The following is a 19,571-nucleotide window of genomic DNA, read 5'->3' on the forward strand; positions in this document are numbered from 1 at the left end:
GATGAAAGCCGATGAAGCCCGCGGTGCCGGTGATGAGGTAACGCACGACGAATGTCCCCAAATTGTGTTGTCAGGGTGTTCTTACGAAGAAAGCCGGGCGATGGAAAGTCGAAACCGTCACTCCGACGGTCGGGTCAACCCCTGTTGCAGGGCGGAAAGTACCGACATCGCGTGTCCCGCATATTGGCTGATCCAGCGGTCGTGAATGGATTGGATCGGCAAAGCGTTCAAATGGTTCCAGCGCTCGCGGCCCTCGCGCCGGACAAGCACGAGTTCAGCCTCTTCCAGCACCTTCAGATGCTGCATGACGGTGCAGCGGTCAAGGTTGCCGAATTGCTCGCAGAGCATGCCGGTGGTCTGCGGCGCGTGCTTGATGGCGTCGAGCATCTGGCGCCGCAGGCTGTTGGCCAAGGCCTTGAAAACGAGATCGTCTTTCGAATCAGTTGACATGTTATTTTTTTATAACATATTCTGTTTTGGCTCAATGGGAGGAACGTCAGATGCCCTTCGAATTCCGTGTGAATGGACGGATCGATCGCCCGGTCGCCCAGGTCTTCGATGCCGTCGTCAATCCGGATCAGCTCAGCCGCTATTTCGTCACCCTTGGAGGCATCAGCGGCCCCCTGGTCGCAGGGGCAACGGTCAAGTGGTGGGGGGAGGTGCCGGTCCAGGTCGAGGCGGTCGAGCAGAACGAGCGTATCGTCTTTCGTTGGGGCGCCACAGTCGCCAAGGGCGAGGAGCCCTACCAGACCAGCGTCGAGATGCGCTTCCAGTCGCTGGATGACGGCGCCACCATGGTGACGATCGCAGAATAGGGATGTCGCGAGTACGAGCTGGGGCAAAAGGGATCTTATATCAACTGCGAAGGTTGGTCGCAGATGCTTGCCTGCATGAAGGCCTGGCTTGAATACGGAATCAACCTGCGCCAGGGCTATTACCTCAGCGAACTCTCAGGCAAGCCGGCGCTCGAACCGCAAGCCTGAGCCCACGCGCCTGGCTTTCCGCTCCGGATCCAGGCGCGAAATCATCGACAATTAAACATAGACAATCAGCCGTGTCGGCAGGCGTCGAACGGCAATGGGAGATTGCGTCATGACGAAAATCACAGGTGGCATCAACATCGCCATGAAGGTCCCCTCGCATCAATACGAGGCGGTCATAGCCTTCTATCGCGACACGGTCGGTCTCGAGCCCATCATGGAAAAGCTGCCGGCCATCGGCTTCAAGCTGGGTCCCAACCAGCTCTGGATCGACGAGGCGTCGAACTTCAGCCAGGCCGAGGTCTGGCTCGAACTCTTTACCGATGACCATGTGGGCGCGCTGGATCACCTCGCCACAAGAGGCGTTGTGCGCTGTGATGCGGTGGAAGATCTTGGCGAAGGCTTTCACGGCGGCTGGATCATGAATCCGGCCAACATCGTGCACATGGTGCGGACGCCGGACGCCTGGTAGGCGCGCCCGGCATTCCGCCGAGCAGGTATCAGTAGACCGGCGGCAGGCCGCCATTGGCAGCGCTTGCCATCGGGATGCCGCCCGCCGGTTCGGTCATCGGCGGTTCCGCCTGCAGCACGACGACGCGCGAGTCGAGCGGCACGCGGCTGTAGAGGTCGATGATGTCGGGGTTGAAGAGGCGGATGCAGCCGCTCGACACCGCCTTGCCGATCGACCAGGCCTCGGTGGTGCCGTGGATGCGGAACAGCGTGTCGCGGTTGCCGTGGAACAGGTAGAGCGCGCGCGGCCCGAGAGGATTGCGCACGCCCGGTTCCATGCCGCCTGCAAGCGGACCGTAGCGTTCAGGCTCGCGCTCGACCATGCTTTGCGTCGGCGTCCAGCGCGGCCATTCGGATTTGCGCGCGATGCGCGCTTCGCCTTCGAATTCCAGGCCGGCCTTGCCGACGCCGATGCCGTAGCGCATCGCCATGCCGCCATCCTGCACGAGGTAGAGGAAGCGGTTCTGGGTATCGATCACGATCGTGCCCGGCGGCTCGTGCGTCTGGTAGGCGACCTGTTGGCGCAGATAGCGCTTGTCGACCTTGCTGATGTCGATCGCATCCAGCGGGAATTTTTCATTCGGCAGCGGCCCGTACATCGCCACATAGTATGGATCCGGCCCCTTCGGCTTGGCCGGCCCCGAGGCGGTGACGCAACTGGCGAGCGTCGAGGTGGCGAGAAGAAGGGCGAAAAGCTGCGCCAGGCGGCCGGCGCTGTTCCGGGACACACACATAATGAAATTTTTATCCTGCTGATTGTCTTTTGGGCGGGAGGCACGGTTTTTGCCGCCCTTCCGTTCTAATGTCAAAGACGGCGTCGGGGCGGCGACAGCATGTCGCAAATGAGGCAATCAGCGAGTGTGGCCGAAAGGCGACAGTCACCCGGATGCCCACCCCTGCAAGATCGCTTGATCCGCTTTCGATCGCGGGTGTATGCCATAGCCATGCAATGGAGCGATCAGGCCATCATTCTCGGAATACGGCGGCACGGCGAAAGCTCGGCCATCGTGGAGGTCATGAGCGCTACCCACGGCCGACATCTCGGCATGGTGCGCTCGGGCCGCTCGCGCATGATGCAGCCGGTTCTGCAGCCGGGCAATTCGGTGGAAGTGACCTGGCGCGCCCGGCTTGACGAGCATATGGGCGAATTCCGCATCGAACCTGTGGAACTGCGCGCCGCCCGTCTGATGGAGACGGCGATTTCGGTCTACGGCATCCAGGCGCTCGGCGCGCTCTTGAGGCTGCTTCCCGAGCGCGACCCGCATCCGCATCTCTATGAGGCGCTGACGGTCATCGTCGATCATCTCGCCGATCCCGCCGATGCCGGCGAATTGTTCGTGCGCTTCGAGCTTGCGGTCCTCAACGATCTCGGCTTCGGGCTCGATCTCACGGAATGCGTCGCGACCGGCACCCGCACCGAGCTCGTCTACGTCTCGCCGAAATCGGGCAGGGCGGTCTGCCGGGAGGCGGGAGAACGCTATGCCGATCGCATGCTGGCGCTGCCGGATTTCCTTTCGGCCGAAGCGCGAAGGGCTGCGGACCACGACAGTCTCGCCGCCGCCTTCCACCTGACGGCCTTCTTCCTCCACCGCCATGTCTACGAGCCGCGTGGCCTCGATGTTTCCTCCGCCCGCAACGGCTTCGTCCATGCGGCGCTCAAAGCGCTGAAAGCGCAATCCTCCGCCGCCTGACCTCCAGGAGTTCCAGATGTATCAAGAGCTTTATCCCGGCATGTCCGTATCCGGTATCGGCGTGCTGTCGCTCGATCGCGTCGCCCGTGATGGCGGCCTCAAGGCGATGCAGGACCTGTTGAGCGGCGACCTGCCGGCCCCACCGATGTCGAAGACATTGAAGTTCGGGCTAAGCGAAGTGGAGGAGGGCCGGGTTGTCTTCAAGGGATTGCCGACCGAGGAGCATCTCAATCCGCTCGGCACCGTGCATGGCGGATGGACGGCGACGATCATGGATTCAACCCTTGGCTGCGCGGTCTTCACCACGGTGAAGCCCGGCGAGGCCTATACGACGGTCGAGTTCAAGGTGAACCTCGTCAGGCCGCTGCTGCCCGGCATGGGAGAAGTTTTCTGCGAGGGCCGCATCGTGCATCGCGGCCGCACCATCGCGACGTCCGAAGCCTGGCTGCGCGACGTCAACGGCAAGCTGCTGGCCCACGGCACCGAAACCTGCGCCATCTTCCCGATCGACAATCTGCGGCGCTAAAACAATTCCTGAAACGAGGACGCCGCGCAGAACTGCGCGGCGTCCGTCTGCAATCCTCAGATTTATCAGCCGATCCGGCCGCCGCCCTGCTTGGTCACGGCGATGACGGCCGGGCGTACCGGCATGTCATCCCTAAAGTCCGGCCAGCGGGTGGCCGGGGTCTCGTAGGTGGCAAGGCCGGCATCGCCCGGGTGCTGGACGGCGAGGAAGAAGGTGTCCGAGGTCGGGTTGAAGCAGGGGCCGCACATTTCGGCGCCAACCGGCACGCGGAAGAAGAGCTTCGACGTGCCGCGGGCGGCACCATCCGTGTCGATCGCCCATATGCCGTCGGTACGGCCGGTGTCCTTCTCATTGTTGCCATCGGTCGAAACCCAGAGACGGCCGTCGGTGTCGATCGCGCAGTTGTCTGGCATGCCGAACCAGCCGTTCTTGGTGGTCGCGGTCGAGAACGAGGCGCCGACCTCGGCAACAGCATGGTCGCCGCACTTCAAGAGCACGTCCCAGCGGCTCTTCAGCGAGGCAAAGTCACCGTCCGTCTCGGTGATCTCGACGATGTGGCCGAAGGCATTCTTGGCCCGCGGATTGGCGGAGTCAACTTCCTCTGCCCTGCGCCTGGTGTTGTTGGTCAGCATCACGTAGACCTTGCCCGTCTTCGGGTTCGGCTGGACGTCTTCCGGGCGGTCCATTTTGGTCGCACCGAGGGCGTCGGAGGCGAGACGGGTGTTGATCAACACGTCCGCCTGCGAGGCAAAGCCGTTGGCTTCGGTCAGCGGGCCTTCGCCGTGCGTCAGTGGCATCCAGGTGACGGTACCGTCTTCGTCGAACTTGGCGACATAGAGCGTGCCCTCGTCGAAGAGGTCCATGTTGGCGGCGCGATCGTCAGGCTTGAAGGTGCCCTTGGTCACGAACTTGTAGACATAGTCGTAGCGCTCGTCATCGCCGGAGTAGAGCACGACGCGACCGTCCTTGTTGACGGTCGATTCGCAGCCTTCGTGCTTGAAGCGGCCGAGGGCGGTGCGCTTCTTCGGTACCGACGTCGGGTCCAGCGCGTCGACCTCGACGATCCAGCCGAAGCGGTTGGCTTCGTTCGGCTCCTTGGAGACGTCGAACCGGTCGTAGAAAGACGCCCATTCATACTGGCCGCCCGGTGCGCCCAGGCGCTTCAGCTGCTTGTATTCAGGATGGTCTTCGGCGATCTCGCCGCCGAAATAGCCGTTGAAGTTTTCCTCGGCCATCATGTAGGTGCCCCAGGCGGTGACGCCGCCGGCGCAATTGTTAAGCGTGCCGAAGACTTTTTTGCCGGTCGGGTCGGAGGGCGTCTTCAGGCGGTCGTGGCCGGCGGCCGGACCGGTGATCTGCATCTCGGTGTTGACGGTGATGCGGCGGTTGTTCTTGCCATCGAGAACCGGTTGCCACTTGCCGTCGACCTTGCGGATCTCGATGATCGTGCCGCCATGGGCAGCCATCTCGATGTCGACCAGTTCCTTGCTGTATTCGCCGAGAACGACCTTCTCTTCCTCGACTTCCTTGCCGTCCTTCGTCACCTTTTCCTTCACGACGCTGGCGAAGGCCGGGAACATCAGTTCGGCATTGGTATATTCGTGGTTGACGACGAGCAGGCCGTGGTCGGCGCTGCCGTCGAGCGGGATGAAGCCGACATAGTCGTTGTTGTAGCCGAAGAGTTTTTCCTGGGCGGCAGCCGTCTGGTTCTTCGGGTCGAACTCCGGACTGTCGGCGAAGATCTTGTCGCCCCAGCGCAAAAGGATATCCGCATCATACCCTTCAGCGACATGGTGCTTCTCGTCGACGCCGGCTTCGATCTCGGTGAAGTCGAAGCGCGAACCTTCCTCGGCGCGTGCTTCGTCGGCAGTGAGCAGAGCGAGCGGGCTGACCGTCGTCGAAATCGCGGCGACGGCGAGCGAGCCGCCGATGAAGGAGCGGCGCGAGAAACGGCGATGGATGATGTCGCCCATCGTCGGGTTGGCGGAACAGTTGTGGCCGATGTCTTCCAGCTCTTCCCTGCGTTCCGTCAGCGTCTTGAATTCGGTCTCTTCCGTCTGGGCGAGATGCTTGTCCATGATCGGGTCTCCTGTTGAACGATGGAAACCACCGCGCGAGACAGCGGTGTTCATCCGCCTGTACCAGCTGCCCGGTGACAGTTCTGCGACATTTCCGTGAAGAGATTACAGCGCTCGGACGTCTATGGATTTGGTGACCGCGCAAAAGTTTGTATGGTTGCGCCGAGCACGCCAGTGCGACCGTCAGGGGAATACATGTTCGAACTCTTTGCCTTTGTTGCCTTTATCCTCGCTCTTTCCGCCTTCGCCGGCGGTCGCAAGACGGCCGAGCGACTGGGGGCCGAAATCGCCGCGCTGAAGGCGGAGGTCGCAAGGCTGAAGGCCTCTTCGGGCGAAGGCATTCGGGCCGAATCAACGAGCGAAGAGCTGGCAGCCACGCCCGAATTGCCGGTGGAACCGGAGACGGTCGAGGATACCGGCGGCGACCTAGCGGCCAGCGCGGCCGAGGGCGCCCGCATCTTCGGTGGCGAGGAGAAGGCGGCGGATATCGAAGTCGAAGAGACGATCGCTGCCAACACGGAAGCGCCACAGCCGGTGCAGGCCACGCCCCGCCAGGCCGAAAGCCTGGAGAGCCGTCTCGGCGCGCGTTGGGCCGTCTGGGTCGGCGGCATCGCGCTCGCTCTCGGCGGCGTCTTCATGGTCAAGTATTCCATCGATGCCGGCCTGCTGAGCCCCGCGGTTCGCCTGACGCTCGCTGCCCTCTTCGGCCTCCTGCTGACGGCGGCAGGCGAGATCATCCGCAGGCGGGCGGTGCCTGTCATCGCCAATGAATTCCAGAATGCAATGATCCCCGGTATCCTGACGGCTGCCGGTGCCGTCACACTCTTTGGTGTCGCCTATGCCGCCTATGGCATCTACGGCTATATCGGCACAGGCACGGCATTCGTGCTGCTGGCCGCGATTTCGCTGGCGACCGTCGGCCTGTCGCTGCTGCACGGGCAGGCACTCGCCGGCCTCGGCCTGCTTGCCTCGCTCGCAACGCCGGCGCTCGTCTCTAGCGGTGAGCCGCGCCCCTGGGTGCTTTTCGGCTTTCTCTCGGTTGTCTGGCTGGCGACGATTTCTGCCTCGCGGCTGCGCAGCTGGACCGTGGTTCCGACTTTGGCCAATGCCGGCATCGGGCTCTGGGGGCTGGCTTACATCGCCGCGACCGCGCCATTCGAGCCGCTGCCGGTCGCGTTCGCACTGCTGGTGATGATCGCTGGTACCGGCCTCATTTGGCCGGGTGCTACGGAAGCAGCACCCGCGCCCGAGGCCCCGGAGGGAGCGGAGCGACGCGGCGCCGTTGCCGGACCATGGGAGCGGCTGTTTATCCCGCCGCATGCGGCGATCTCCATTTCCGCGGCGATCACCGCAACGGTGCTTGCGCTCCTCCTCATCAGCCCGGCGGTGGCCGCGGTCAAATATCCGGTGATGGAATTTGCCGTCGTCATTGCGGCGCTGGCGGCCCTTGGGGCCTGGCGGCCGACGGCGGTCTATCCCGCCGTGCTTTCGGCGGTCGGCGCTGTTGCCGGCGTCTGGAGCCTGACGGCGCTGAGCGGTGTGCTCGCCTATCTCGATCCTTCACTGGCCGACGCCCTGCCGACGATCGTGCTGCCCGGACGGACGGCCATGATCACCGCGATGCTGCTTGCAGCGCTGTTCGTCGCGCTCGGCGGCTTCGTGCTGTCGCGCCGTCTCGTCACCCATCCGCAATATTCGACGCTCTGGGCAGGAATTGCCGCGGTCGTCCCGGTCGCGCTCGTCGCCATGTCGTTCCTGATGACCGGCAATTATGCCTTCGACCTGCCGCACGGCCTGTTCTCGCTCGTCGCCGGGGCCGCGTTGCTTGGGCTGGCGGATTGGCTCTACCGCCGCGACGGCGAGGTGGAGGTGCGCGACACGGCGGCCGGACTGCTGGTGGCGGGCTCGCTTGCGTTCTTCGTCCTTGCGCTTCATGCCTGGACGGACGGGCTCGTGACGACGCTTGCGATTGCGGTGCTCGGAACGGCCTATGCGCTCGCGACCCGCATCCGCACCTGGCTGATCCTACCCTGGATGACCGGTGCGGCGGCCGTTGTCGTTCTCGGGCGCATCGCCTGGGAACCGACGATCGTTGGCGCAGGCAATCTCGGCACCACGCCCGTCTTCAACGCACTCCTGCCGGGCTACGGCATTCCGGCCGTGCTGCTTGCGGGCTCCGCCTACTTCCTGAGATCCTGGCCTGGCACGCGGGTGCGCAACCTTTTACAGGCGCTTGCCAGCCTCTTCGTGCTGTTGACGCTCGCGATCCTGGTGCGTCATGCGATGAACGGCGGCGTGCTCGACAGCGCGGTGCCGACACTCGGCGAGCAGTCGATCTACACGCTGCTGGCAATCGGTGCCTCGGCCATTTTCATGAGCCTCGATTTGAAGTCGCCGAGCCCGGTCTTCCGCTATGGAGGCATGGGCCTCGGCGTGCTCTCGATGCTGTCGGTGCTTTCGGCACACCTCCTTGGCCTCAATCCCTACTTCAGCGGGGAACTTCTCGGCCATATCCCATTCTTCGATCTGCTTTTGATCGGCTATTTGTTGCCGGGGCTCGGCTATGCCGGGCTCGCCTGGTATGCGCGCGACAAGCGGCCCTTGCCCTATGTCATGGCGCTTGCCGTCAGCGGCGCGATCCTCGCCTTCGCCTGGGCGAGCCTTACGGTTCGACGTGCCTGGCAGGGCGAGAACATCGCGGATTGGAAGGGCTTCCTGCAGGGCGAGACCTATACCTATTCGGTCGTCTGGTTGCTCCTCGGCGTGCTGCTGCTGGTGCTCGGCTCGCGCTTCCACGCCAAGAGCATCCGCATCGCTTCGGCCGTTCTCGTCTTCGTCGCCGTGCTGAAGGTGTTCCTGATCGACATGTCCAACCTCGAAGGTTTCCTGCGGGCCCTGTCCTTCATCGGACTTGGCGGAGTATTGATCGGGATAGGACTCTTCTATCAGAAGATTCTCTCCGGCGTCGCATCGACGGCGCCGACAAGTTCTGCCGAGCAGCAATAGGACACCATGACTTGCATTTCGAAACTGGCGGCCGCCTTCGCGCCGCATGAGGATCTCGCCGCGGTGCTGTTGCCGCATGCCTTTGCCGCCGATGACGGATCGCATGATGCAGCGCATCTGATCCGTGTCTGGAAGAATGCCGCCCGCATTCAGAAAGAAGAGGGCGGCGATCCGCGTTTGCTCGCCGCTGCGGTGCTGTTGCATGACTGCGTCTCGGTGGAGAAGAATTCTCCATTGCGCACTGAGGCGTCGCGGTTGGCGGCGGAGAAAGCGACCGGCATTCTGCGGCAGCTTGGCTGGGGTGCGGACGAAACCGCCGCGGTGGCGCACGCCATCCTGACGCACAGCTTCTCGGCCAATATCCCGCCGGAAACGCTGGAGGCGAAGATCCTTCAGGATGCCGATCGGCTGGATGCGATCGGCATGGTGGGCGCTGCCCGCTGTTTCTACATCGCCGGACGCATGGGCAGCGGCCTCTATGACCCGCTCGATCCGCTGGCGGAGGGCAGGGAGCTCGACGACAAGGCTTTTGCCATCGATCATTTCGAGACCAAGCTTTTCCGGCTGGCCGATGGCTTCAAGACCAAGGCCGGCCGCCGTCTGGCGACGGAGCGTGAGCAACGGCTGCGCGACGTGCTTGCCATGATGCTCGATGAAATCTAGTTGCTGGGAAGGGCGTGGAGCAGTTCTTTGTGTGGGTGTGTAGATTGCACCGGAACATTTCTCCGTTTCCCTCAAACCGAGAAATGATCTAGGCCTTTCAACGGATTGCAGCCTCCTGGTGAATCGGACCGTCAGGCGCTTGAATCAGTTTTTGAAGATGAAGGAACTGACCATGAAGGTGACCGGCCTCAACATTCATCCGCTGAAGAGCGGTCGCGCGATTGCCCGCGAGACGGTCTCGGTTAATCTCGACGGCGTCGAGGGCGACCGTCGTTTCATGTTGGTGGAGCCGGACGGGCGCTTCATCACCCAGCGCGAACTGCAGCCATTGGCGCAGGTTGAGGCCAGGCACATCGATGGCGGCGTGCACCTGAAGATGGGTGACCGGGAGATCTCGGTTCGCTTTGACCCCGACCGTCGTCTGGACGTCGTCGTCTGGGGCAGCGAAGTCGATGCCGCCGTGTCGGACGAAACGACGGACGAGGTTCTCTCCTCATGGTTCGGCCGCCCGGTCAGGCTCGCCCATATGGACACCTCGGCCGAGCGGTTCGTCGGCGCCGAATGGGCAGGAGCGGCCGCACCCGTCGGCTTTGCCGATGGCTTTCCGGTGCTGATTACGACGACAGGTTCGCTCGCCGATCTCAACCGGACGCTTGCTGAAAAGGGGCAGGAGCCCGTCGGCATGGATCGTTTCCGCACCAATATCCTCGTCGATTGCGATGACGCCTGGGATGAAGACTTCTGGGAGAGCGTCGAGATCGGTGGCATCCGCTTCGATCTCGTGAAGCCCTGCGCCCGCTGCATCATGACCACGCAGGATCAGATCACCGGCGAGCGCATTGGCGGCAACCCGATCCAGGGGCTCGCCGAAAAGCGCATGTCCTCTGACCGACGTGTGCCCGGCGTTCTCTTCGGTTGGAATGCGGTGCCGCGCAGCGAAGGCACCGTGAAGCTCGGCGACGAGGTCAAGGTCACCGGCCGACGCGGCGAGCGCTGGCCGATGAAGGTGCGGGCTTCGGCTTAGTTCAGAAGCAGTTCCGAACGGAAACCATTTCAAGCCTCTCTCACGCCCAGGGCGTGATGCCGAGAAGTTTGGCGCCGAGATCCGAGAGGCTGGCGGGGGAAGCGTTGTGCTTTTCCCATTCGCGCGGATCGCCGGGGAAGGCGTCGCGCTTCGGATGATCGAGCTCGCGCCACAGCCGCACCCGCTCTTCGCGCTCGGCTACGTTGTCCCATTCCGCCGGATGCATCGAGATATATTGCGCCATCCGCACGCGGCCATCGGAGTGATTGGGGCGCACGCCGTGGGCGAGCAGGCTGTTGAAGATCATCAGGTCGCCGGCCTCCATCTCGATGTTGACCGTTGAAAGGCCGGTCATGTCGGGGTGCATCGGGTCGCGATCGGCAGCTTGAGTCTTCTCCCAGTTTTCAAAGTTCTCGAACAGTTCCGGCACGCACTGGAAGCCGCCGACGTCGCCGTCCTGCTTTTTCAGGCTCAGTACCCCCTGGACACCGATCGGCAGCGGCCGGATCGAGGTGTCGACGTCCCAATGAATGAAGCCGTTGGGATTGCCCTTGATCTTCTTCGGAGGGTTGAGGTTGGCGCGGTCGATCGTCACCCACAGGTCCTCGCGGTCCCAGATGTCGACGAAGGCACCGTAGATGCGCGGCTCCTGGCGGTTATCCCAGAGATACTGGTGATTGTAGATCTCCAGCATGCCGGTGTTGTTGAGTTCCTTCATCTTGTGCTCGCGCCGCTGTGGCGCATACCAGGTCCAGGGATCGGTCGGGTCCTTCTCGTCGAAACGCCAGAGCAGCTCGACGAGCCGCTCGATATTGGCGGCCGGTACCGCCTGGCGGACGATGACGTAGCCCTTGGTGACCCAGTGCTGCCAGTCCGCTTCCGACAGCACGCGCAACGGCAGCCGCTTCTTGATGTCCTTCAGTTGATTGTCGAGATGGGCCGCGGTCGGGTGGCTGTCTCTGAGTGGCTGCATGGGTATCTCCTCGCCTCAAAATGCCGTTTTGGTAATGGAGAAAACCTAGACCTTTCAACGGTACCGCTGTTGCACGCAGCCTGCCAAAATTGATACTATTCTGGCCTCGAAGGAGAGGACGGTGCAACATGAAGGCAGTTTTGCAGAAGATCTCGAGGCCGACCAATGCCTCATCGATCCTGCTCGACCGTCGGCTCGACGATGCCATCCCGTTCCAATGGCACCATCATCCCGAGTTCGAACTGACGCTGACGCTCAACTCGCGCGGCCAGCGCTTCATCGGCGACCATATCGGCACCTATGACGACGGCGACCTCGTGCTGGTTGGTTCCAATCTCCCACACACTTGGCACTCCGCCGGCAAAGTCGACGAGGCCGAACCGCACGTGGCGCTGGTGCTCTGGTTCCATCCGGAATGGGTGGAGCGCCTGGAGGAGGGCTTCGTCGAACTCGCCGGCGTCAAGGCGATGTTCGAGCGTTCGGCCCCGGGGCTGCAGTTCACGCCGGACGTGGCAGCGCGCGTACGCCCGCTGTTCGAAGGGTTGCGCCGGTTGGCGCCGGAGGAGCGCCTGCCGGATGTCCTGTCGATGCTGACGATCCTGGCGCGCGAGCAGGTGGTAACGCCGCTGTCGACCCGGGTCGTCACGCCGTCGGGCCGATTGGTCGACCGCGGTCGCCTCGACCGGGTGCTCGACCATATCCACCTGCATTACGCCGAAAACCCGTCGATGGACGAACTCGCCGATCTGGCAGCACTCAGCCTCTCCGGCCTGCACCGGCTGTTCGTGCGCCACCTCAACATGCCGGTCTCGGAATATCTGATGCGCCTGCGGATCGGCGAGGCCTGCGCGCTGCTCAGCGGTTCGGCGCGCTCGATCGCCCATATCGCCGATGCCGTCGGCTATCGTTCGCTTGCCAACTTCAATCGTCAGTTCAAGGCCGCCAAGGGCATGACGCCTCGAGCGTTTCGCGACCGGTTTCGCAGTGCCGCTTGATCAAGGCATCAATTCCGGTGATTGCGGCGTCAATTTAATTGGCTTTTATCTGTTTTAGCAGCCGCATAGGATCGCGCTCCATCAATCGGAGAGATTCCATGTCCGTTGTTTCCGGAGCATCCGCGCCGTCCAGTGCCCGTCAGGAGATGCCCTGGCTGATCATTGCGGCCGGCTCGGTCGTCGCGATGCTCACCTTCGGCCCGCGCTCGGCGATGGGCTTTTTCCAGCTCCCGATGCTCGCAGATACCGGCTGGGACCGGACGACGTTCGGCCTTGCCATGGCGCTGCAGAACCTCTGCTGGGGCCTGAGCCAGCCCTTCTTCGGTGCGATCGCGGACAAGTTCGGTACGTGGCGGGTGCTTGCCATGTCGGGCCTTCTCTACGCGGCCGGTCTCTTCATCATGGCCTTTGCCGATGCGCCGATCTGGCTGCACATCGGCGGCGGCGTGCTCGTCGGCATGGCTGTTGGCTCCGGCTCCTTCGGCATTCTGCTCTCCGCCTTTGCCCGCAATGTCACGCCGCATCAGCGCTCGCTCGCCTTCGGCATCTGCACGGCGGCGGGTTCGGCCGGCATGTTCCTGTTCGCGCCACTCAGCCAGGGCCTGATCTCCGCCTATGGCTGGTCGGATAGCCTGGTTTATCTCGGCGTCCTGATGCTGCTGGTGCCGTTCTTCGCGATCCCGCTGCGCGGCAACGCGTCCTCCGGCCGCCAGAGCGAGGCTCAGTACAAGCAGTCGATCGGCGAGGCGCTGAAGGAAGCGCTTGGCCACAAGAGCTACCTGCTGCTCGTCTCCGGCTTCTTCGTCTGCGGCTACCAGGTTGCCTTCATCACCGCGCACTTCCCGGCCTATATCGGCGATATCGGTATCGATGCGCGCTATGCGGTGATCGCGCTGGCACTCATCGGCTTCTTCAACATCATCGGTTCTCTGTCGGCGGGTTTCATCGCTCAGCGCTACTCGAAACCCTATTTCCTGGCGCTGATTTACATCGCGCGCTCGGTAGCGGTCACGGCCTTCCTGCTTTTGCCGCAGACGCCGACCTCGGTCATCGTCTTCGCGATCGTCATGGGCCTGCTCTGGCTTTCGACGGTGCCGCCAACCAATGCGCTGGTCGCGATCATGTTCGGCACGCGGCACCTCGGTCTGCTCGGCGGCATCGTTTTCCTCTCGCACCAGGTCGGCTCGTTCCTGGGCGTGTGGATGGGTGGCTACCTCTACGACCACTTCGGTTCTTACGATCCGGTGTGGTGGCTCGGCGTGGCACTCGGCATCTTCGCGGCAATCGTCCATTGGCCGATCGAGGAGAAGGGCGTGACACGCCCCGCCATGGCCTGATCGCGAACCAAAATCAGAAGCGCCGCGAAAAGCGGCGCTTCTATTCTTGAATTCTGTCACAAAACTTTCTAAATCAACCCACGCGGCTTTGCCGCTTTTGTTTTGGTTCAATTATGCTCATATTGAGCATAATTGAAAGCCCGCCCGGGAAGAGGGGCGGAGAGGAGATGTCGATGACGCGCCTAGATCCCCGCACCGCGGCCGTGGCGAAACCGGTTTTTGTCAGCGCCGCTGAGCGCTTCGGCATCATCGAAAGGCCCGAGCTTGCCTTTACGCCGGCGGTCGCGCGCGAGACCCAGCATCTCTACGAGAAGGTCAAGGATTTCATCCCGGCGATCGAGTGGCCGGTCTATGCGCCCTATGTGCACGCCATCAACCGGCTGAAGAAGGAGCGCAACGCCGTCATCCTCGCGCATAACTACCAGACGCCGGATATCTTCCACTGCGTTGCCGATATCGTCGGCGACTCGCTGCAGCTGGCGCGCGATGCCGCCAAGGTCGATGCCGAGATCATCATCCAGTGCGGTGTGCACTTCATGGCCGAAACGTCGAAACTGCTGAGCCCGGAAAAGACCGTGCTGATCCCCGACGCCAAGGCAGGTTGCTCGCTATCGGAATCGATCACCGGCGCCGATGTCCGCCTGTTGAAGCAGCGCTACCCCGGCGTTCCCGTCGTCACCTATGTCAACACGTCCGCCGACGTGAAGGCCGAGACCGATATCTGCTGCACCTCGTCGAACGTGCTCGATGTCGTCGAGAGCCTGGAATCCGACACGGTGCTCTGCATCCCTGACGAATACCTGGCGATGAACGTGGCGCGTCAGACCAACAAGAAGATCCTGACCTGGAAGGGCCACTGCGAGGTGCATGAGCGCTTCACAGCTGCCGAACTGCTCGCCTACAAGGAAGCAAACCCCGGCATCGAGATCATCGGCCATCCCGAATGCCATCCGGATGTCATCGCCGTCTGCGACTTTGCCGGCTCGACATCGGGCATGATCAACTACGTCAAGGACAATCGCCCGTCGAAGGTGCTGCTCGTCACCGAATGCTCGATGGCCTCGAACATCCAGGCGGAGATCGAAGGCGTCGAGTTCGTCAAGCCCTGTAACCTCTGTCCGCACATGAAGCGCATCACGCTGCCGAAGATCCTCGACAGCCTGCTGACCATGACGGAGGAGGTTCTCGTTGATCCTGACATCGCCGATCGCGCCCGCCTTGCGGTCGAACGCATGGTGAACCTCAAGCAGTAACAATTTCAGCCGGGTTATACCGGATGCAGGCATGCGCATTGGAGGAGAATGAAACATGCTGACCGACCATTTTCGCCCGCAATCCTTCAACGGGATTGACGATATCGTCATCGTCGGTGGCGGCCTGGCCGGGCTCTTCTGCGCGCTGAAGCTGAGCCCGAGGCCGGTGACGATCCTTGCCGCCGCGCCAATTGGCCATGGCGCCTCCTCGGCCTGGGCGCAAGGGGGCATCGCCGCCGCCATGAGCCCCGGCGACACCTTCGAAAAACATGTCGCCGACACGCTCGCTGCCGGTGCCGGCATCGTCGACGAGAAGATGACGCGCATGATGGTGGCCGAAGGCCCAGCGCGTATCCACGATCTGCTCGAATACGGCGTGCCCTTCGATCGCGATCTCGAAGGCAAGCTGCTGCTCTCGCGCGAAGCCGCGCATTCCGAGCGCCGCATCGTCCGCGTCAAGGGCGACATGGCCGGCAAGGCGATCATGGAAGCCCTGATTGCCGCAGTTCGCCGAACGCCGTCGATTCGCGTGATCGAGGGTTATGTGGTCGAAGAGCTCGTACGCGAAGGCCGGTTCATCTCCGGCGTCATCGCCCGTCCGGATGCCGGCCAATCGAAGAAGCGCGTGTCGTTTCCGGCGCGCGCCGTGGTGCTCTGCTCCGGTGGTGTCGGCCATCTCTATGCGGTCACCACCAATCCGTGGGAAGCCTGCGGGCAGGGGGTCGGCATGGCGGCGCGCGCCGGCGCCATCATCGCCGATCCGGAATTCGTACAGTTCCACCCGACCGCGATCAACATCGGCAAGGACCCGGCGCCGCTCGCGACCGAGGCGTTGCGCGGTGACGGCGCCCATCTGCTGAATTCTGCCGGTCATCGCTTCATGCTCGACATCCACCCGGACGGCGAGCTCGCGCCGCGCGACATCGTTTCGCGCGGGGTTTTCGCCGAAGTCCAGGCGGGTCGCGGCGCCTTCCTCGATTGCACCAAGGCGGTGGGCAAGCATTTTCCCGAAATGTTTCCGACGGTCTATGCCTCCTGCATGGCGGCCGGCATCGATCCGGTGACCCAGCCGATCCCGGTGGTGCCGGCGGTTCACTATCACATGGGTGGGGTGCTCACCGATGCCGAAGGCCGCACCTCGATCGATGGCCTCTGGGCGGCCGGCGAAGTGACCTCGACCGGCGTGCACGGCGCCAACCGGCTTGCCTCCAACTCGTTGCTCGAAGCGGTCGTCTTTGCCGCCCGCATTGCCGAAAACATCAAGGGCACGCTGCCGACGCCGCAGCTCACCGCATGGGGCGACAATGCCGGCGAGAACGACGACCCGGTGACGGTCGAGGACAGCCCGCAACTCAAGATCCTGCGTCAGGTGATGAGCGAGTGCGTCGGTGTAATCCGAACCCGCGAGAGCCTGCTGAAGGCGATCCGCGAAATCGCGGTGCTCGAGCGCGAAAATGGTCGCATGCGCTTCACCAACATCATCACGACCGCCAAGCTGATAACCGTTGGTGCGCTACGCCGCACGGAAAGCCGTGGCGGTCACTTCCGCGCCGATTGCCCGCAGGAACGCCCGGAATGGCGCCGCCGCACCTACCTGACGCTCGCCGACGCCAACCGCCTGGCACAGGAACTGGCAGAAGCGGAAGCGGCGTGAGGACGGTCTACGACGGCCGTTTCGAATTGAACCTTTGAAATGAGTGATACCATGACTGTAGCCCTCCGCCCCGACTTGCCGGCACTGATGATCGAGGACCAGGTGCGCGCCGCGCTCATCGAGGACCTTGGCCGCGCCGGCGACATCACGACGCTCTCGACGATCGGGCCGGAACTGACGGCAACGGCCGGCATGAATGCGCGCGACCCCGGCGTCGTTGCCGGGCTGGACCTGGCCCGGGCGGCTTTTCGCCTGGTCGATCCGTCGATCCATTTCGAAGCACTGGTAGCGGATGGGGATCGTGTGGCGCCGGGCGCGGCGATCGCTCGCATTTCCGGTCGCGCTCGTGGGGTGCTGTCGGCCGAGCGCGTCGGCCTGAACTTCCTCATGCATCTCTCGGGCATCGCCACTTACACGGCGAAGTTCGCCGACGAGATCGCCCATACGCGCGCGAAAGTCTGCTGCACGCGCAAGACCATCCCGGGCCTGCGAGCGCTCGAAAAATATGCCGTTCGCCTCGGCGGCGGCTCCAACCACCGCTACGGGCTCGATGATGCAGTGCTGATCAAGGACAACCACATCGCCGTGTCAGGTGGTGTCGCGAGCGCGATCCACGCGGCCCGGGCCTATTGCGGCCATCTCGTCAAGATCGAGATCGAGGTCGACGGTCTCGATCAGATGCGCGAGGCGCTGACCGCGGCCCCTGATGTGATCCTGCTCGACAATATGGGCCCGGATCTTCTTCGCGAAGCCGTTGCGGTCAATCGGGTTCATTGGCAGCTTTCTGCCGATGCCTACGCGCTCGATCCTCGCCGCACCCGGCTCGAGGCCTCGGGTAACGTCAAGATCGATACGGTGCGGGCGATCGCCGAGAGCGGCGTCGACTACATCTCGACCTCAAAGATCACCATGGCCGCGCCGACTCTGGATATTGGCCTCGATGTGGTGATTGAGCGGTAATCTTACCCGGCAGCTCATCGCTGCATGATGAACGGGCAGGCGAAGCGCTCGCCGACGGTGATCTGCGTGCCGCAATCATAGCGGCAGGTTTTGAACTGCCCGTTCGAATCCTGGCCATTGAGATTGCAAATGGTAGTCTGCGGCTGCGAGCCGCCGAGCTGGTTCTTGAAGTAGTCGGGCATCTTCGGCTTCTCGTCGATCCCCGATTGCGGGCTGCCGAGCAGCGACGTCAGGAGGGTCAGTGCGAGCAGCATGGGGTTACCTCGATCTTGAACGTCACGCCATTCTGGCGTGGGCATACGGGTGGTCTCCGCCCGCTGCATCAAACATATCACGATCCGGCAATGTAGGGCGCACCTCCGGACGTTTTTAGCCGCCGACCTGCTTTCAGGGCTTGGTGATGACCACTATCTCCCGCCAACCTTGAGGCCAGGGGCAGGGCGTTCGTCCAGAATCTGGCGACGGAAGCGGAAGAGGGCTGCCGGGCGGCCGCCGGTAGACGAAAGCGTCATGCCCGTTGGTTCAACCAGTTCTGCGCCTTCGACGAGGCGGCGAAAATTCTGCTTGTGCAGGTGGCGCCCGGAGATCGCCTCGACGGTCGCCTGCAGATCCGTCAGCGTGAATTCCGGCGGCATCAGCTCGAAGACAACAGGTCGATACTTGATCTTGCCACGCAGCCGCGCAATTGCGGTGGCCACGATCCGGCGGTGGTCATGGCGCATCGCCTGTCCGACGGTCAAGACATCGTGGCCATTGCCGTGGCCATCAAGCACGGCCTCCGGCACGAGCCCGGCCTCATAGAGCAGTTCGTAACGCTCAAGCACCCGCTCTTCGTCCCAGGGAAAATCATCGAGGCCGAAGGCGAGGCGGATGCGGGCGCGACGTTGCGCGATCGGTGCCGCTCGCTCATCGCCGGTGGCGCCGGTTTCCCAGCGGGCAAGCCCCGGCAGGATTGCTTGATCGAGCATCGGCGGGCGACCCTGCCGCCAATCTTCCCAGGGAAGGAAGCCGTACCAGTCGCGCCAGTGCGCGCCGGCTTCGGCGAGCCTTTCGGTGTTTTCGGCATCCGTCCTTGTCAGCGCCAGATAGCCCACCGAGACCATGTGCTTGCCTTCTTCGCCCGGAAGCCGCTGGCGGCCGCGATCGCCGAAGGTGTAGAGCTGCTCGATATAGCCGAGCTTCAGTGCCGTGCGCTTTTCGACGCGATCGCGCAGGCTCGTCTCGAACGTCCGGTGGCGCGCCGGATCGAAGGGGCCGAACGGCAGGCTGTCACGTGTATCGCCATCGGTTTCGCTGACGGCAAGGATGCGAGGACTGCGCTGGACAACGGCGACGATCGCCGCATTGAGACCGATTTCGACGGTCGTCGGTTGCTGCGTCTCAGTCGGCAACGGCTGCTCCCTCGGCGAGGAGCGGCAGGACGAAGGGTGCGTTGCCGTCGGCATCCGCTCCGCGACCGATCGCGCGCACGGCCGCAATGAGCCGCCCTTCGCGCTGAAGGACGGCATCGCCGATTTCGACCAGCCGGGTGTTCGGGGTAGCAAAAGGCGAGGCGCGCCGCAGGCGCTGCACCAGCTCTGCGTCGTCCTGATCGGGTTCTGCCGCAAGGGCCGCGATCAACGCTGCTGCCGGCGAACGCGAAACGCCCATCCAGCAATGGACGAGCAGCGGCCGTGCGCGGTCCCATTCGCGCGCGAAGGCGACGATCTGCCGGACATGGTCTTCCTGCGGTGCGATCAGGTCGCCGGTGCCGGCAAAGGTGATGTCATTCATCCCAAGCGTCAGGTGTCGCGCCTTGGTGATGACCCCGGGACGGTGAAAGTCCTGGCCCTTGGCGACGAGGCTGATCATCTCGGTGCAGCGGTGGCGGACGGCCATTTCGGCAATGCGGGCGAGCGGCGATACGACGATTTCCGGCATG

General features: G+C 63.3%; 18 protein-coding genes and 1 pseudogene. 12 read left to right on the top strand and 7 right to left on the bottom strand.

Features of this window, described 5'->3' with window-relative positions:
- Nucleotides 1-117: 117 nt before the first annotated feature.
- Nucleotides 118-450 (bottom strand): helix-turn-helix transcriptional regulator, encoded by a 333-nt coding sequence (locus I8N66_RS17535; RefSeq protein WP_113536785.1) that lies wholly within the window; start codon nt 448-450, stop codon nt 118-120.
- Between the two features lie 50 nt (nt 451-500).
- Here I8N66_RS17535 and I8N66_RS17540 point away from each other — a divergent pair.
- Nucleotides 501-983, top strand: a pseudogene (locus tag I8N66_RS17540) (SRPBCC domain-containing protein).
- A gap of 109 nt (nt 984-1,092) precedes the next feature.
- Nucleotides 1,093-1,452 (top strand): hypothetical protein, encoded by a 360-nt coding sequence (locus I8N66_RS17545; RefSeq protein WP_291155894.1) that lies wholly within the window; start codon nt 1,093-1,095, stop codon nt 1,450-1,452.
- 28 nt (nt 1,453-1,480) lie between these two features.
- Here the strand turns inward: I8N66_RS17545 and I8N66_RS17550 are convergent, their stop codons facing one another.
- Nucleotides 1,481-2,224: a L,D-transpeptidase gene (locus I8N66_RS17550; protein WP_291155897.1), complete on the bottom strand. Its 744-nt coding sequence runs from the start codon at nt 2,222-2,224 to the stop codon at nt 1,481-1,483.
- A 210-nt stretch (nt 2,225-2,434) separates the two neighbouring features.
- On the opposite strand from I8N66_RS17550, the gene recO reads away from it, so the two are divergent.
- Both recO and I8N66_RS17560 read left to right on the top strand, forming a co-directional pair.
- On the top strand, nt 2,435-3,181 hold the full coding sequence (gene recO, locus I8N66_RS17555) for a DNA repair protein RecO (protein WP_291155900.1): 747 nt from the start codon (nt 2,435-2,437) through the stop codon (nt 3,179-3,181).
- 16 nt (nt 3,182-3,197) lie between these two features.
- Nucleotides 3,198-3,707, top strand: a complete 510-nt coding sequence (locus tag I8N66_RS17560; protein ID WP_291155903.1) for a PaaI family thioesterase — start codon at nt 3,198-3,200, stop codon at nt 3,705-3,707.
- Nucleotides 3,708-3,772: 65 nt separating this feature from the next.
- Here I8N66_RS17560 and I8N66_RS17565 read toward each other — a convergent pair whose 3' ends face one another.
- Nucleotides 3,773-5,785, bottom strand: coding sequence for a PhoX family phosphatase (locus tag I8N66_RS17565; protein WP_291155906.1), 2,013 nt, complete (start codon nt 5,783-5,785; stop codon nt 3,773-3,775).
- 195 nt (nt 5,786-5,980) lie between these two features.
- On the opposite strand from I8N66_RS17565, the gene I8N66_RS17570 reads away from it, so the two are divergent.
- The 3 genes from I8N66_RS17570 (at nt 5,981) to I8N66_RS17580 (ending at nt 10,478) form a co-directional block, all read left to right on the top strand.
- Nucleotides 5,981-8,791, top strand: a complete 2,811-nt coding sequence (locus I8N66_RS17570) for a DUF2339 domain-containing protein (RefSeq protein ID WP_291155909.1) — start codon at nt 5,981-5,983, stop codon at nt 8,789-8,791.
- A gap of 6 nt (nt 8,792-8,797) precedes the next feature.
- Nucleotides 8,798-9,454 (top strand): HD domain-containing protein, encoded by a 657-nt coding sequence (locus tag I8N66_RS17575; protein WP_291155912.1) that lies wholly within the window; start codon nt 8,798-8,800, stop codon nt 9,452-9,454.
- Between the two features lie 172 nt (nt 9,455-9,626).
- The gene (locus tag I8N66_RS17580; protein WP_113536961.1) at nt 9,627-10,478 is read left to right on the top strand and encodes an MOSC domain-containing protein; all 852 of its coding nucleotides are present in this window, start codon (nt 9,627-9,629) and stop codon (nt 10,476-10,478) included.
- 40 nt (nt 10,479-10,518) lie between these two features.
- Here the strand turns inward: I8N66_RS17580 and I8N66_RS17585 are convergent, their stop codons facing one another.
- Nucleotides 10,519-11,451 (bottom strand): phytanoyl-CoA dioxygenase family protein, encoded by a 933-nt coding sequence (locus tag I8N66_RS17585; protein WP_291155916.1) that lies wholly within the window; start codon nt 11,449-11,451, stop codon nt 10,519-10,521.
- A 128-nt stretch (nt 11,452-11,579) separates the two neighbouring features.
- Between I8N66_RS17585 and I8N66_RS17590 the strand changes: the two genes are divergently transcribed.
- From I8N66_RS17590 to nadC, 5 genes are all read left to right on the top strand, one after another.
- Complete coding sequence (locus I8N66_RS17590; RefSeq protein ID WP_291155919.1) at nt 11,580-12,446, top strand: AraC family transcriptional regulator; 867 nt, start codon at nt 11,580-11,582, stop codon at nt 12,444-12,446.
- A 98-nt stretch (nt 12,447-12,544) separates the two neighbouring features.
- Nucleotides 12,545-13,783, top strand: coding sequence for an MFS transporter (locus I8N66_RS17595; protein WP_291155922.1), 1,239 nt, complete (start codon nt 12,545-12,547; stop codon nt 13,781-13,783).
- A 173-nt stretch (nt 13,784-13,956) separates the two neighbouring features.
- Entirely contained in the window at nt 13,957-15,036 is a 1,080-nt protein-coding gene (gene nadA / locus I8N66_RS17600; RefSeq protein WP_113536962.1) for a quinolinate synthase NadA, read from the top strand.
- Between the two features lie 55 nt (nt 15,037-15,091).
- Nucleotides 15,092-16,690 (top strand): L-aspartate oxidase, encoded by a 1,599-nt coding sequence (locus I8N66_RS17605; RefSeq protein WP_291155925.1) that lies wholly within the window; start codon nt 15,092-15,094, stop codon nt 16,688-16,690.
- Nucleotides 16,691-16,741: 51 nt separating this feature from the next.
- Complete coding sequence (gene nadC, locus I8N66_RS17610; RefSeq protein WP_113536797.1) at nt 16,742-17,650, top strand: carboxylating nicotinate-nucleotide diphosphorylase; 909 nt, start codon at nt 16,742-16,744, stop codon at nt 17,648-17,650.
- 14 nt (nt 17,651-17,664) lie between these two features.
- Here nadC and I8N66_RS17615 read toward each other — a convergent pair whose 3' ends face one another.
- The 3 genes from I8N66_RS17615 to I8N66_RS17625 form a co-directional block, all read right to left on the bottom strand.
- Nucleotides 17,665-17,904, bottom strand: coding sequence for a hypothetical protein (locus I8N66_RS17615; protein ID WP_113536798.1), 240 nt, complete (start codon nt 17,902-17,904; stop codon nt 17,665-17,667).
- Between the two features lie 153 nt (nt 17,905-18,057).
- Nucleotides 18,058-19,041, bottom strand: coding sequence for an NAD regulator (locus tag I8N66_RS17620; RefSeq protein ID WP_223726838.1), 984 nt, complete (start codon nt 19,039-19,041; stop codon nt 18,058-18,060).
- Nucleotides 19,031-19,570, bottom strand: coding sequence for a tyrosine phosphatase family protein (locus I8N66_RS17625; protein WP_113536800.1), 540 nt, complete (start codon nt 19,568-19,570; stop codon nt 19,031-19,033). Before I8N66_RS17625 ends, I8N66_RS17620 begins: the two co-directional genes overlap by 11 nt.
- Between the last annotated feature and the right edge of the window lies 1 nt (nt 19,571).

Origin of the sequence: Ensifer sp. SSB1, from assembly GCF_016652895.1 — a bacterium.
In the GTDB taxonomy this organism is placed as follows: domain Bacteria; phylum Pseudomonadota; class Alphaproteobacteria; order Rhizobiales; family Rhizobiaceae; genus Ensifer.

Bases quoted from the DNA above. Each gene is read 5' to 3' on its own strand.
- I8N66_RS17535 (WP_113536785.1), bottom strand. From the start codon at position 450: ATGTCAACTGATTCGAAAGACGATCTCGTTTTCAAGGCCTTGGCCAAC.
- I8N66_RS17545 (WP_291155894.1), top strand. From the start codon at position 1,093: ATGACGAAAATCACAGGTGGCATCAACATCGCCATGAAGGTCCCCTCG.
- I8N66_RS17550 (WP_291155897.1), bottom strand. From the start codon at position 2,224: ATGTGTGTGTCCCGGAACAGCGCCGGCCGCCTGGCGCAGCTTTTCGCC.
- recO (WP_291155900.1), top strand. From the start codon at position 2,435: ATGCAATGGAGCGATCAGGCCATCATTCTCGGAATACGGCGGCACGGC.
- I8N66_RS17560 (WP_291155903.1), top strand. From the start codon at position 3,198: ATGTATCAAGAGCTTTATCCCGGCATGTCCGTATCCGGTATCGGCGTG.
- I8N66_RS17565 (WP_291155906.1), bottom strand. From the start codon at position 5,785: ATGGACAAGCATCTCGCCCAGACGGAAGAGACCGAATTCAAGACGCTG.
- I8N66_RS17570 (WP_291155909.1), top strand. From the start codon at position 5,981: ATGTTCGAACTCTTTGCCTTTGTTGCCTTTATCCTCGCTCTTTCCGCC.
- I8N66_RS17575 (WP_291155912.1), top strand. From the start codon at position 8,798: ATGACTTGCATTTCGAAACTGGCGGCCGCCTTCGCGCCGCATGAGGAT.
- I8N66_RS17580 (WP_113536961.1), top strand. From the start codon at position 9,627: ATGAAGGTGACCGGCCTCAACATTCATCCGCTGAAGAGCGGTCGCGCG.
- I8N66_RS17585 (WP_291155916.1), bottom strand. From the start codon at position 11,451: ATGCAGCCACTCAGAGACAGCCACCCGACCGCGGCCCATCTCGACAAT.
- I8N66_RS17590 (WP_291155919.1), top strand. From the start codon at position 11,580: ATGAAGGCAGTTTTGCAGAAGATCTCGAGGCCGACCAATGCCTCATCG.
- I8N66_RS17595 (WP_291155922.1), top strand. From the start codon at position 12,545: ATGTCCGTTGTTTCCGGAGCATCCGCGCCGTCCAGTGCCCGTCAGGAG.
- nadA (WP_113536962.1), top strand. From the start codon at position 13,957: ATGACGCGCCTAGATCCCCGCACCGCGGCCGTGGCGAAACCGGTTTTT.
- I8N66_RS17605 (WP_291155925.1), top strand. From the start codon at position 15,092: ATGCTGACCGACCATTTTCGCCCGCAATCCTTCAACGGGATTGACGAT.
- nadC (WP_113536797.1), top strand. From the start codon at position 16,742: ATGACTGTAGCCCTCCGCCCCGACTTGCCGGCACTGATGATCGAGGAC.
- I8N66_RS17615 (WP_113536798.1), bottom strand. From the start codon at position 17,904: ATGCTGCTCGCACTGACCCTCCTGACGTCGCTGCTCGGCAGCCCGCAA.
- I8N66_RS17625 (WP_113536800.1), bottom strand. From the start codon at position 19,570: ATGCCGGAAATCGTCGTATCGCCGCTCGCCCGCATTGCCGAAATGGCC.